Here is a 12,646-nt window from a genome sequence, read left to right as displayed (position 1 = left end):
CTTCGAAGCCGTCAGGCACCTTGCGGCGTGGCGCTGCCGGGGAGGCGGCGGCCGGCCTTGGGGATCGAGGAACCGGTCAGCGGGCGCGGAGCACCGGGGCCTCGCGGTTCGCTGGGGCGGTCGAGCTTGCCGGTTTCAAGGAGCTGGTTGATCTCCTCGCCCGAGAGAGTCTCGTATTCCAGCAGGGCTTGCGCCAGCGCTTCAAGCTGTTCGCTGTACTCGTTGAGGAGCTGCGTGGCGCGGGCGTGGGCATTGTCGACCAGGCCGCGGATCTCGCTGTCGATCACCTTGTTGGTCTCATCCGAGGCCATGGTGCGATGCGAACCACCCATGCCGAGGTAGCCTTCCTGGCTTTCCTCGTACTGGAGCGGACCCAGCTTGTCGGACATGCCCCACTTGGTGACCATGTTGCGGGCCAGGCTCGTGGCGTACTGGATGTCCGACGAGGCGCCCGAGGAGACCTTGTCGTAGCCGAAGATCAGTTCCTCGGCGACACGGCCGCCCATCGCGACCGAGAGGTTCGCGAGCATCTTGTCACGGTGATACGAGTAGCTGTCCCGTTCCGGCAGACGCATCACCATGCCCAGCGCACGGCCGCGCGGGATGATGGTGGCCTTGTGGATCGGGTCCGAGGCGGCCTCGTGCAGCGAGACGATGGCATGGCCGGCCTCGTGGTAGGCGGTCATCTTCTTCTCGTCGTCGGTCATGACCATGGAGCGGCGTTCCGCGCCCATCATGACCTTGTCCTTGGCGTCCTCGAACTCCTGCATGGCGACGAGACGCTTGTTGCGGCGCGCGGCGAGCAGGGCGGCCTCGTTCACGAGGTTGGCGAGGTCGGCGCCCGAGAAGCCCGGCGTGCCGCGTGCGATCACGCGGGGGTTCACGTCAGGCGCCAGCGGCACCTTCTTCATATGCACGGCGAGGATCTTCTCGCGGCCTTCGATATCCGGCACGGGCACCACGACCTGACGGTCGAAGCGGCCCGGGCGCAGCAGCGCGGGGTCGAGCACATCGGGGCGGTTGGTGGCCGCGATGATGATGATGCCTTCGTTCGCCTCGAAGCCGTCCATCTCCACGAGGAGCTGGTTCAGCGTCTGCTCGCGCTCGTCGTTCGAATTGCCGAGGCCATGGCCGCGATGGCGGCCGACCGCGTCGATTTCGTCGATGAAGACGATGCAGGGGGCGTTCTTCTTCGCCTGCTCGAACATGTCACGCACGCGGCTTGCGCCGACGCCCACGAACATTTCGACAAAGTCGGAGCCCGAGATCGTGAAGAAAGGCACGCCTGCCTCACCGGCGATGGCGCGGGCGAGCAGGGTCTTGCCGGTACCCGGCGAGCCGACCAGCAGCGCGCCCTTGGGAATCTGGCCGCCGAGCTTGGAGAAGCGGGTGGGATCGCGAAGGAATTCGACGATCTCTTCCAGTTCCTCACGCGCTTCGTCGATACCCGCAACATCGTCGAAAGTAACGCGGCCCGAGCGTTCGGTCAGCATCTTGGCCTTCGATTTGCCGAAGCCCATCGCGCCCGAACCGCCGCCCTTCTGGACCTGCCGCAGCGCGAAGAACGCGATGCCGACGATCAGCAGGAAGGGGAGGGTCTGCGCGAGGATGTAGACCAGCAGGCTGCCTTCCTCGGGCGTCTTGCCGGCATACTGCACGCCGCTCTGCTGAAGCAGCGGGGTCAGCGTGGTATCGCCGGGGACGGGCACGGTGCGGAAGACATCGCCGTTCTTCATCTTCCCGTCGATGCTGTCCGTGCCGACTTCGACGCTCTGAACGCTGCCTTCGGCAACTTTGGCGCGGAAATCGGAATAGGCGATCACGGGCCCGCTTTCGCTGCGGGTGTTGAACATGGAAACCACCACGAGGAGCGCGAGAAAGATGCAGCCCCATACGAGAAGGCTCTTGACCCAGGGATTGCCGCTAGGCTGATCGTCGTTCATCTTGGGAGAAACCGTCCTTTCGCCCGCCAATGTAGGGTGGGGCGCCTGAATCGCAAGTTAGCAGAGCCAGTCAGTGTAATCGTTTCGCCCTGCGGTGTCGTTCGAAAACGCGCTGGGGGTATGTGCGAGGCGCGGACAGCGACGGCTGACGCCGGGATCAGTCCTGCCGAACGATGCGGCAAGGGGGCAGGTGAAGGGTCATGCGGGCGCCGCGCCGTCCCGTTTCAGGGGGCACATTTTCCAGTGTCATGCGGGCATCGAGCTGGCGCGAGAGGACGCGGGAGATGCGCAGTCCTATCGATTCTGCAAGGTCGGGCTCGAAGCCGTCGGCAAGGCCGGCGCCGTCGTCCTCGACGACCAGCGCGATTCCCTCGTCCCGGCGGATGACCTGGACGTGGATCGTGCCGGTGTCCCGCGCCGCCAATCCATGTTCCAGGGCATTGGCCATGGCTTCGGACAGGATCAGCGCCACGGGGACGGCGGCGTCGGGCCGCAGGACGATGCCGGGCTCCACCACGACCTTGCAGGCGATGTCGTCCCGCCCGCTCGAATCCATGACCTGCCCCGACAGTTCGTGGACGAAGCGGTCCAGCGGCACCAGTTCTCCGTCCGACTTGTAGAGCTGGCGCTGGATGCGGCCGATCACCTGCAATCGCCCGGCGGCATTGGCGATGGCGCGGCGGGCGGTCGGTTCGGCGAGGCCGCGCATCTGCAGGGACAAAACGGCGCCGATCATCTGGAGATTGTTGCCGACGCGGTGCTGGAGCTCCTGAAACAGCAGCTCGGTGCGCTCCGCCAGGACACCGCGTTCCTCGGCGAGCAGGCGGACGTTCTCGCGTGCGACATGGAGGCGGGAGTTGGCGCTTTGCATGAGGTGGACGAGGGCAATGTCGACAGTTACCACGCCCAGGTAGAACGCCAGGGACACCAGCGTCTTGCTGTCGAACGCGAACCCGAAACGCGGCGGTATGAACAGGTACCACGCGAAGAACCCGCAAATCACGGCAGCCACCACGCCGGGGCGGGGCCCGAACAGGAACGAGGAGAGGATAACGGCCGGGAAGAAGGTCAGGTAGGGATAGCCCGGTGGGAAAGCGGCATCGAGTTCCCAGCGTATCCATGCGGCCAGCAGGCACAGCGCGACAGTGACGCCGTAACGCATTCCGGGGCGTTCGGGGATCAGCGGCAACCGTTCGATGAAGTCGGTCTGGAAGCGGGATAGGCGGTTCACGTCGGGCAAGTCTCTCGCTGCGCCAGGAGCGGCGAAGATCCGTCCGGGCTGCAGGGTCAGGGTCTGGCGGCAAGACCTTCCTGTCGCAAGCGGAAGTGTCGAGAAAGAGACGCCTGATCCGCGCGCAAGTTCCCCGGCCGGTGGCGCCGCCCCCGCCTCAGGCCTCCTTTATGAGCTGATAGTCCCCCGCCGCGTCCACCCGGGCCGTCCATCCCGGGTAGATGACGATCGTGGTGAAGGTCTCCTCCACGATCGCGGGGGCGGGCACTTCCATGCCGGGTGCGAGGTCCGGGCCGCGATAGACCGGGACTTCGGCAAAACCCTGCCCGAGATTGGCGCGGCGGCGGCGATGCGGCTGCGGAACCGCGCCGCTGGGCGTGAAGCCGCCGCCGGCTGCTGGAGAAGGGGTCTCGACATGAGCCGCGAGGCGCACGCCCGAGATTTCGGGCACCTCATGCTCGCGGATATGGCCGTATTCTGCCATGTGGCGGGCATTGAACAGTTCGGTGGCACGGGCGGCAAAGGTCTCGTCGATGAAGCCGAGATCGCCGAGTGCGGTCTCGGCGGCGAAGTCGAACGAGAGCGAGAAGTTCTGGCCGGGATAACGCATGTTGAGCCGGTAGTCGGCGCGGATATCCTCGGCGCGGAACTGCGCGGCGGTGAAGAAGCGGGCGGCGCGGTCCGACAGTTCGGTCCAGAGCGTGCGGATGCGCGCCACATCCAGTGCCGAGGCGGAAGCGATGTAGGAGCGTTCCTCGTCGATGGTCGGGTTGGCGACCAAGGTGCCCAGCGCCGAGAATGTGGGCGAGGCCTTGGGCACCAGCACGCGGGTGATCCCAAGATCCTCGGCCTGGATCGCCGCGAAGGCTGGGCCGTTGCCGCCATAGGCCAGCATGACCAGATCCTTGGGATCGATACCCTTGCCCGCCGTGGTGCGGCGCACGCCCTGACTCATATGGGCATTGACCACGCGCCAGCAGTCGAAAGCGGCGCGTGCCGGGTCATCATGGCCGAGTTCGTGGGCGATCCGGCGGAAGGCTTCCTCCACGCCGTCGCGGGTGAGGCGGAAGCTGCCGCCGGCGAAGCCTTCCTCGGTGGAGAGAATGCCCAGCATGACGAGCGCATCGGTCACGGTCGGTTCGGTTCCGCCGCGTCCGTAGCAGATCGGGCCGGGCTGCGACCCCGCCGAGCGTGGGCCGACTTCCAGCGCGCCCTTGTTGACGTGGCAGATCGAGCCGCCCCCTGCGCCCAGCGTTTCCACTTTCACCATTGGCACGCCGACGAGATAGCGGTGGTGCATGTTCCAGCCGGCCTCGGCCGGGGCTTCGCCGTTCAGCACCAGCGCCATGTCGTAGCTGGTGCCGCCCATGTCTACGCAGAGCAGGTCCGGGCAGCCCTTGGCCCGGCCCGCATGGGCGGAACCCACCACGCCGCCGGCCGGGCCGGAAGCGAGCACCCGGATCGGCGCGCCGTCGATATAGTCCTTGGTCATCACTCCGCCGGAAGCCTGCATGACCATCAGCTGGTTCCGGTATCCACCCTCGCCAAGCCGCTGCACCAGTTTCTCGAGATAGCCGGTAACGCGGGGGCCGACATAGGCGTTGACCACCGTGGTCGATGTGCGGTCGTACTCGGGCGCGCGGGGCAGCACTTCGTGGCTGGCGGAAACGTAGGCGTTCTGGATTTCCTGCCGCACGATCTCCTTGGCGCGGCGCTCATGCTCCGGGTTGACGAAGGAGAACAGGAACGAGATCGCCACCGCTTCCACGTTCTGCAGCCGCAGCTTGCGGCAGGCTTCGCGCAGCGCCGCTTCGTCCAGTTCCTTGTGGACCGATCCGTCGTGCAGCACGCGTTCGGGCACCGTCAGGCGGCGGCGGCGCGGGGTGATCTGCTGCGGGGCTTCGAGGCGGACGTCCCAGATATCCTCCTTGTAGCCGCGGCGATATTCGATCTCGTCGCGGAAACCCTCGGTGGTGATGAGGCCGGTGAGGGCGCCGTTCATCTCGATCAGGGTGTTGTCGGCCACGGTGGTGCCGTGGACGATCGCCTCGCAGCAGCCGAGGAATTCGGCCAGCGGCAGCCCTTCCTTTTCGGCCAGCTTGCCGAGGCCTTCCATCACGCCCAGCGAGCGGTCCTCCGGGGTGGAGAGGTTCTTGTGGAGCACCACCTCGCTGCCCTTCAGGAGCGCGAAGTCGGTGAAGGTGCCGCCGATGTCGATGCCGACCCTGTAATCCATGAAACGTCCTCTCCGATCCCCTCCCCTTCAGGGAAGGGGGGAGAGCCTGCTTTTTCGTTATTCCGCTGCTTCGGCCATGCTCGCCATTTCGGCTCTGAGCGCCTCGGTCGCGGCGTGGTCCACTGCCAGCGAGTAGTCGTCGAGGCTGCCGGTCAGCACCACGCCGTACTTCGCCCGCGCCGCCTCCGGGCTGACGTACTCGTCGAGCACATCCTCCTTCACGGCCTCCGGATCGCGCTGGAGCGGCCTGCCGAACCCCGCGCCGCCGCCGTGCTGGTAGGCGATCACCGCGCCTTCCGGCAGCAGGTCCTGCGCGGTGTGGAGAATGGCCCGCTCATTGGGGGAGCCGACCTCGAACCGGTTGGTATAGGGGATCGCATCGTCCCCGCCGCGAAGCCCGCGCAAGGGGTGGTCGGCCGAGACCATCCACGCCATCGCCGAAGTCGGCCGCAGCACCTGCTTGACGTTGAGCGAGCCCGGACAGCCGCGCCACTGTCCGGCGCCGCCGCCGTCGGTGGTCATCTCGCGGCTGATGTTGAGGATCGGGAAGCGGCTTTCCGCATCTTCCGCCTCGGACAGGATCAGGCTGCCCAGCGCGGAGGGGCAGGAGCCCCAGCCATCCAGCCCCTCCACCGCCGAAACGTCCATCGATCGGCAATCGACGCCCTGGTCCATCCACATCATGCCGTTCTCGTCGAAGCCGACGACCATGTTGGGCATACCGATCTTGTAGAGCTGCGGCTGTGACCGTTCGGGCGCCACATTGGACAGTGCGATGCAGACCGCCTCGGTAATCTCGCAGGCCGGGTGGAACGATCCCAGCGCGGCGGGCCTGTTCGGCGGCGGCTGGGCGATGCAGCCTTCGGGGATCAGGATATCGACCGCGTTGAAGAAGCCTTCGTTCTTCACGATCGTCGGGTCCATCGCCGCGACCACCTGACACATCACGTAGCTGCGCGAATTGGCGAACGTGTTCCACACGCCGACAAGGTTCTGCCGGTCGTCCGTCCCCGCCAGATCGACGGTGAGCTGATCCCCGGCGATGGTGCAGGCGACCTGGACCTTGATATCCTTGGTTCCCGCGGTGTCGTGGTCAATCCAGACGGTCGCCTCGTGGCACCCATCGGGCCATTTCGCCACTTCCTCGCGGACGCGGCGTGTCGTGTGCTCGATCGAGTGGTTGATCGCCGCCTTGATCGTCTCCCCGCCCCATTTGCCGAGCAGGTCGTCCAGCATCCGCACCGCGTGCTGCACGCCGCCGATCATCGCCGCAATGTCTCCCGCGAACGTGGCGAAGCGGTTGTTGCGCACCACCATGTCGAACACGTCGCGGCGCAATTCGCCCCGGTGGACCAGCTTGAGGCAGGGGTAGATCACCCCCTCGGTGAAGACGTCGGTGGCATCGAGCGAGAAGCCGCCCGGGTCCTTGCCGCCGGTGTCGCCCTGGTGGGCCTGCAGGGTCTGGATGCAGATCAGTTCGCCATTGTCGTCATAGACCGGGCCGTAAATGCAGTAATCCGGCAGGTGGCCGCCGCCGTGATCGGGATCGTTGCCCAGGAAGACGTCGCCGGGCCCCCAGTCGTAACGGTCCTGGTTCATCAGCCCCCAGCGCGTTTCCATCTGGTTGACGAACGTCAGGTGCGGGGTGCCCACCGCGCCCATGGCAAGGCGGCCGTGGGCATCGACGATGGCGGCATTGCGCTCGTTCGACTGGTTGATGATCGGGCTGGAGGCGGCGCGGCCAAGATAGGTCGCAGCCTCGAAGCAGACCGTTTCGAAGGCGCCGCGAACGATGTCGGCCGTTACCGGGTCGATCCGGGCCGCCGTCGGCAGCGGTTCGCGCCGCGCGGCGAGCTTGCGGTTCAGCTCGTAGGACACGTCTCTTGCTCTCCCTTGTGGCCGATCCGGGGTAGAAGCGCGGGGGCGGCGCTTCTCGACAGCGTGTGCGTATCGCCGTGCAATTTGCGAAAACGCGCGTTATCCGGCGCTCTCACCATGCCCAGACGCGCTATCGGAGCAGCCCCGAGATGAAGTCCCGCATCCACCCGGTCTATGCCGAAATGGAACGCACGGTGTTTGACCGCATGTCGGCGCTGGCGCGTGAGCATGGCGCGATCAACCTGGGGCAGGGCTTTCCCGACGGGCCGCCGCCGCCCGCGCTGATCGAGGCGGCGGCGCGCGCGCTGCAGGAGAAATCGAGCCAGTATCCGCCGGGCGCGGGGCTTGCCGAACTGCGTGAGGCGATCTGCGCCTACTATGCCCGGCGGCAGGGGCTGGCGCTCGCGCCCGAACAGGTGACGGTGACTTCCGGCGCCACCGAGGCTCTGGCCGCTGCCGTTTCCGCGCTGGTGCAGCCGGGCGACGAGGTGATCCTGTTCCAGCCCGCCTACGATGCCTATGCGCCCACGGTGCGCCGGGCAGGGGGCGTGCCGGTGTCTGTCCCGCTTTCCCCGCCGCACTTTCGCTACACCGCCGAAGCGCTGGCCGCCGCGATCACGCCTGCGACGCGCCTGCTGATGTTCAACGATCCGCTCAATCCGGCAGGAACGGTCGCCAGCCACGCCGAACTGGAGACGATCGCCCGCGCCTGCGTGGAGCACGACCTTGTCGCCGTGTGCGACGAAGTCTGGGAGGATGTCCGCTTCGACGGCGTGGCCCATCGCTCGCTCGCGGCGGTTCCCGGGATGGCGGAGCGCACGGTGAAGATCGGATCGGCGGGCAAGATCTTCGGTCTCACCGGGTGGAAGATCGGCTGGATGATCGCGCAGGGCGAACTGGCTACGGCGCTTCAGCGCGCGCACCAGTTCCTGACTTATGCCACCGCGGTCCCGCTGCAATGGGCCGTGGCCGAAGGGCTGGCATTGCCGGATGCCGTGCTGGCGGACCAGCGCGCCGAATGGAATGCCGCGCGCGAACGGCTGAGGACCGGCCTTGCGGCGGCGGGCTTCGTGGTGCTGCCCAACGCGGCGACGTGGTTCCTCAACGTCGATCTCAGCGCTTCCGGCATTTCGTTGTGCGACAGCGAATTCAGCGAACGTGCCGTGGCCGAGGCCGGGGTGGCCACGGTGCCGGTCTCGGCGCTCTACCAGGGCGAAGCGGCACCCCGCCACCTCGTCCGTTTCTGCTTCACCAAGCCCGCCGAAGTGCTGGACGAAGCCGTGTTCCGCCTCGCGCGGTTCAGGGAGCGCCTGCTGGGCTGATCGCCAGTCGGTGAGCCGGAATTCGCGCGCTTGACACTTTGCTGCACTGCGGCATCGTAGTCCCCCTCAGGCATCGGGGGATCGCGCGGATGAGTCACGGTAATGGCGACACGCTCTGGAACGCGGACCTCGCGCCCACGGACGAGGCGCAGCGCAGCTGGCGCTGGTGGCACTTCGCGGCGCTGTGGGTGGGCATGGTCGTTGCCGTGCCGACCTGGATGCTGGCCTCCGGCCTGATCGAACAGGGCATGTCGGCGCTTCAGGCAACCGTTACCGTTATCCTGGGCAATATCGTGATCCTTGTGCCGATGCTGCTGATCGGCCATTCCGGCACCCGCTACGGCGTACCTTTCGCGGTGCTCGTGCGCGCTTCCTTCGGCACGGTCGGCGCGCGGCTGCCTGCGCTGGCCCGCGCGCTGGTGGCCTGCGGCTGGTACGGCATCCAGACCTGGATCGGCGGCGAGGCGCTGCTGACGCTGCTCGGTATCTTCCTCGGTCTGGACTTGCGCGGCGCACCGCTGCCGTTCTTCGGGATCGGGATTGGCCAGTTGCTTGCATTCCTGGTGTTCTGGGGCGTGCAGCTGCTCTTCGTGCGCAAGGGCCTGCTGACCATCCGGCGGCTGGAAACCTGGACCGCGCCGCTCAAGCTGCTGGCCTGCATCGGCCTTGTCTGGTGGGCGGTGGACGCTGCGGGCGGCATCGGGCCGATCTTCTCGGCGCCTTCCGCCTTCGGGCCGGGCGGCGCGAAGGAAGGCCAGTTCTGGGCAGTCTGGCTTCCTGCCTTCACCGCCATGGTCGGTTTCTGGGGAACCCTGGCGCTCAACATCCCCGACTTCACGCGTTTCGCCCATAGCCAGCGGGACCAGATGATCGGCCAGACACTGGGCCTGCCGCCGACCATGGGCCTGATCGCGCTCATCAGCGTCATCACCACTTCGGCAACCGTGGTGATCTACGGCCATGCGATCTGGGACCCGGTGGTGCTCGCGGGAACCCTGTCCGGCCCGTTCGTGCTGCTGGGCCTGGTGGTGATCGCGGTGGACACGGTTTCCTGCAACATTGCCGCCAACCTCGTATGCGCGGCGTTCGACTTCGCATCGCTCAAGCCGTCAAGGATCAGCTACCGGACAGGCGCGCTCATCACGGCGTGCATCGGGCTGTTCATGATGCCGTGGAAGCTGATGGCCAGCACCGAGGGCTACATCTTCACCTGGCTCACCGGTTACGGTGCGCTGCTCGGGCCGATCACCGGCATCCTCATCGCCGACTACTGGCTGGTGCGCGACACGCGATTGGACGTTGCGGCGCTCTACGACGAAAACGGCGTCTATTCCTATGGGAACGGGTGGAATCCGCGCGCTCTCATCGCCCTTGTGCTGGGTATCGCGCCGAATGTGCCGGGCTTCCTCAAGGTTGCCGCGCCGGAGACCTTCGGCGGTGTGGGGGCGTTCTGGTCGGGAATCTACACTTACGCCTGGTTCGTCGGGGTGGCGGTGGCGCTGGCGAGCTACGCACTGATGATGCGGGGCAGGGCCGCCGGGGGCGAGGTCGTGGCCGGGGTCGAGGCCGGTGTGGAAGCCGGGCAGGTGGCGGCCTGAAGCGCGCGGGTGAACGCGCGCGGGCGGTGTTTCAGGCGTTCAGTCCGCCGTTCACGCTGATGACCTGTCCGGTGATCTTCGCCGCACCGTCCGAACAGAGGAACAGGGCGAGCGGGGCAACGTCGTCCGCGGTCGGCAGCCCCAGGCCGGCCTTGCGCGCGGCGCGGGCCATGCGTTCCGAACCCATGCGGATGGCGCTTTCGCTGCCTTCCACGAAGCTGGTTGAGAGCGCATGGGCGCGGATGCCGTCGCGCGCGGCTTCCATTGCGAAATTGCGGATGAATCCGATGGTGCCGGCCCGCGCCGCGCCGATCAGGCTCTGGCGCGCGGCGGCGTAGATCCCGGCGTCGGAGACGAGGGCGAGGAACGTGCCGCCCTGCGTGGCGAGAAATCCATAGCTGGCCAGCGCGAGCCGCTCCACCCAGCCGACCGAGACATTGAGGAAATCCCCGAAGGTTTCGGGCGCGGTCTCCGGCAGCAGCCCGGTGATGCCGAGCGGGCCGGTCGAAACACAGTCGATCACCGCGTCGATCCGGCCATATTGCTCGCCCACTTCGGCGATCAGGGTTTCGGCCGCATCCTCTTCCCATACGTCGGCGATGAAGCCATCGATGGAACCGAGGTAGGACAGCCCGGTCACGAGCGCCTCGACCTTTTCGGGCGTGCGGCCGTGGAGAGCGACCTTCCAGCCATGAGCCAGCGCCTGGCGGGCGATGGCGCTGCCGATCGATCCGCTGCCCCCGGCGAGAAGCAGGACTTTCCGGTCGCTCATTTTGTCCTTTTCGGCATTCCTCTCGGGAAGATCAGTCGCTTTCGAAGGCCGCGCGCATGTCGTCGTCGGCAAGGTCGGAGAACTTCGTGATCCGTGCTTCGAAGCGCAGGCGCACCTTGCCGGTGGCACCGTGACGCTGCTTGGCGATGATCAGTTCGGAAAGGCCGGTGATCCGTTCCATATGCTCGCGCCATTCGTTCCACTTGGCGTGAACGTCCGGCGGATCGTTGTCGCCGGGCTCGCGCGGCTCGACGCCCTTGGCGTAGTAATCCTCGCGGAACACGAACCAGACCATGTCCGCGTCCTGCTCGATCGAGCCCGATTCGCGAAGGTCGGAAAGCATCGGGCGCTTGTCCTCGCGCGATTCCACCGCACGGGAAAGCTGCGAGAGGGCGATCACCGGAACGTGCAGTTCCTTGGCGAGCGTCTTGAGGCCGCGCGAGATTTCCGAGATTTCGTTCACGCGGTTGTCGTTGGCGCGGCCGGAGCCCTGCAGCAGCTGCAGATAGTCGATGATGACGAGGCCGATGTTGTGGCGGCGCTTCAGGCGGCGGGCACGTGTGCGCAGGCCGGCGATGGTGAGGCCCGGCGTATCGTCGATATAGAGCGGCAGTTCGGCCAGCCGCTGCGAGGCGAAGGAGAGCTGCTGGAAGTCCTCGCGGCTGATCTTGCCCATGCGCAGCGCTTCGGAGCTGATGCCCGACTGCTCGGCAAGGATACGCGTGGCCAGCTGGTCCGCGCTCATTTCGAGGCTGAAGAACGCCGTTGCCGCGCCCACCGACTTTTCTACCGGGATACCGTCCGCCAGGTCGCGCTGGAGCCGGTCGGAGGCATTGAACGCGATGTTGGTGACGAGCGAGGTCTTGCCCATGCCGGGACGGCCGGCAAGGATGATAAGGTCGGAATCGTGCAGGCCGCCGATCTTGCCGTTGACCGAATTGAGGCCCGTGGTCTTGCCGGAGATGTGACCGCCGGAATTGAAGGCCTTCTCGATCGCGCCGATCGCGGTGCGGGTGGCGGCGGCGAAGCTCTTCGCCTCGTTCGCGGTCGCGGCGCCTTCGGCCACCTTGTAGAGCGCGGCTTCGGCCCGCTCCACCTGCTCCATCGGCTCCACCGATTCGGAAGTATCCATCGCCTCGGCGACGAGGTTGCGGCCCACCGAGATCAGTTCGCGCAGCAGGGCGAGATCGTAGATCTGGTCCGCCAGTTCGCGCGGGGCGAGCAGGCCCTGTCCGTCGGCCGTCAGGCGGGCAAGGTAGGATACGCCGCCCAGCGCCTTGAGCGCTTCATCCGATTCGAAATAGGGGCGCAGCGTCACCGGCGTGACCACCGCCTTGCGATCGAGCAACTGGAGGATACGCTCGTAGATTCGCGCGTGCACGGGCTCGAAGAAGTGGATCGGGGTGAGCTGCGTCTGCAGTTCCTCGATCACCCGGTTGTCGATCAGCACGGCGCCAAGGAACGCGGCCTCGGCCTCGACGTTGGCGGGGAGGGTACGGGCTTCGGCCTCGGGGGCGAGCGCAATGGCGGCAGGTTGTGACATGAGGGGGCCGACAATGCCTCATCTCGCCCCGCGCCAGCAAGCGAACAGGTGAGCGATATTATTCCACAGGGTGTGAATGGTGAGCGTTGGGCTTGCGACCCCATGCTGCAAGCGCGTAAAGGG

Annotated in this window: 8 protein-coding genes; 2 read left to right on the top strand and 6 right to left on the bottom strand. The window is 66.7% G+C overall.

Annotation, left to right across the window (positions count from 1 at the left end):
* Nucleotides 1-11 precede the first annotated feature (11 nt).
* The 4 genes from ftsH to ACLIMP_RS15575 form a co-directional block, all read right to left on the bottom strand.
* Nucleotides 12-1,943: an ATP-dependent zinc metalloprotease FtsH gene (gene ftsH, locus ACLIMP_RS15590; RefSeq protein WP_054439141.1), complete on the bottom strand. Its 1,932-nt coding sequence runs from the start codon at nt 1,941-1,943 to the stop codon at nt 12-14.
* A gap of 157 nt (nt 1,944-2,100) precedes the next feature.
* Complete coding sequence (locus ACLIMP_RS15585) at nt 2,101-3,174, bottom strand: sensor histidine kinase (RefSeq protein WP_324696648.1); 1,074 nt, start codon at nt 3,172-3,174, stop codon at nt 2,101-2,103.
* A 157-nt stretch (nt 3,175-3,331) separates the two neighbouring features.
* A complete protein-coding gene (locus tag ACLIMP_RS15580; protein ID WP_324696646.1) occupies nt 3,332-5,410 on the bottom strand; it encodes a hydantoinase/oxoprolinase family protein in 2,079 nt (692 codons plus the stop codon).
* 57 nt (nt 5,411-5,467) lie between these two features.
* Nucleotides 5,468-7,288 carry a hydantoinase B/oxoprolinase family protein gene (locus ACLIMP_RS15575; protein WP_324696643.1) on the bottom strand — a complete coding sequence of 607 codons (1,821 nt, stop codon included), beginning with the start codon at nt 7,286-7,288 and terminating at the stop codon, nt 5,468-5,470.
* A 149-nt stretch (nt 7,289-7,437) separates the two neighbouring features.
* Here ACLIMP_RS15575 and ACLIMP_RS15570 point away from each other — a divergent pair, with 149 nt between their 5' ends.
* Together ACLIMP_RS15570 and ACLIMP_RS15565 are read left to right on the top strand one after the other, a co-directional pair.
* Nucleotides 7,438-8,610, top strand: coding sequence for an aminotransferase (locus ACLIMP_RS15570; RefSeq protein ID WP_324696642.1), 1,173 nt, complete (start codon nt 7,438-7,440; stop codon nt 8,608-8,610).
* 89 nt (nt 8,611-8,699) lie between these two features.
* Complete coding sequence (locus tag ACLIMP_RS15565; RefSeq protein WP_324696640.1) at nt 8,700-10,208, top strand: NCS1 family nucleobase:cation symporter-1; 1,509 nt, start codon at nt 8,700-8,702, stop codon at nt 10,206-10,208.
* A gap of 31 nt (nt 10,209-10,239) precedes the next feature.
* Here ACLIMP_RS15565 and ACLIMP_RS15560 read toward each other — a convergent pair whose 3' ends face one another.
* Entirely contained in the window at nt 10,240-10,980 is a 741-nt protein-coding gene (locus ACLIMP_RS15560; protein ID WP_185996768.1) for an SDR family NAD(P)-dependent oxidoreductase, read from the bottom strand.
* Nucleotides 10,981-11,011: 31 nt separating this feature from the next.
* Nucleotides 11,012-12,523, bottom strand: a complete 1,512-nt coding sequence (locus tag ACLIMP_RS15555) for a replicative DNA helicase (protein WP_054439148.1) — start codon at nt 12,521-12,523, stop codon at nt 11,012-11,014.
* Nucleotides 12,524-12,646: the final 123 nt, after the last annotated feature.

This window comes from Novosphingobium aeonii, from assembly GCF_052279045.1.
Taxonomy (GTDB): Bacteria; Pseudomonadota; Alphaproteobacteria; order Sphingomonadales; family Sphingomonadaceae; genus Novosphingobium.
Note: the sequence above shows the minus strand (reverse complement) of the source record. Positions and strands in the feature narration are given on the sequence as shown.

Bases quoted from the DNA above. Each gene is read 5' to 3' on its own strand.
- ACLIMP_RS15555 (WP_054439148.1), bottom strand. From the start codon at position 12,523: ATGTCACAACCTGCCGCCATTGCGCTCGCCCCCGAGGCCGAAGCCCGT.
- ACLIMP_RS15565 (WP_324696640.1), top strand. From the start codon at position 8,700: ATGAGTCACGGTAATGGCGACACGCTCTGGAACGCGGACCTCGCGCCC.
- ACLIMP_RS15580 (WP_324696646.1), bottom strand. From the start codon at position 5,410: ATGGATTACAGGGTCGGCATCGACATCGGCGGCACCTTCACCGACTTC.
- ftsH (WP_054439141.1), bottom strand. From the start codon at position 1,943: ATGAACGACGATCAGCCTAGCGGCAATCCCTGGGTCAAGAGCCTTCTC.
- ACLIMP_RS15560 (WP_185996768.1), bottom strand. From the start codon at position 10,980: ATGAGCGACCGGAAAGTCCTGCTTCTCGCCGGGGGCAGCGGATCGATC.
- ACLIMP_RS15570 (WP_324696642.1), top strand. From the start codon at position 7,438: ATGAAGTCCCGCATCCACCCGGTCTATGCCGAAATGGAACGCACGGTG.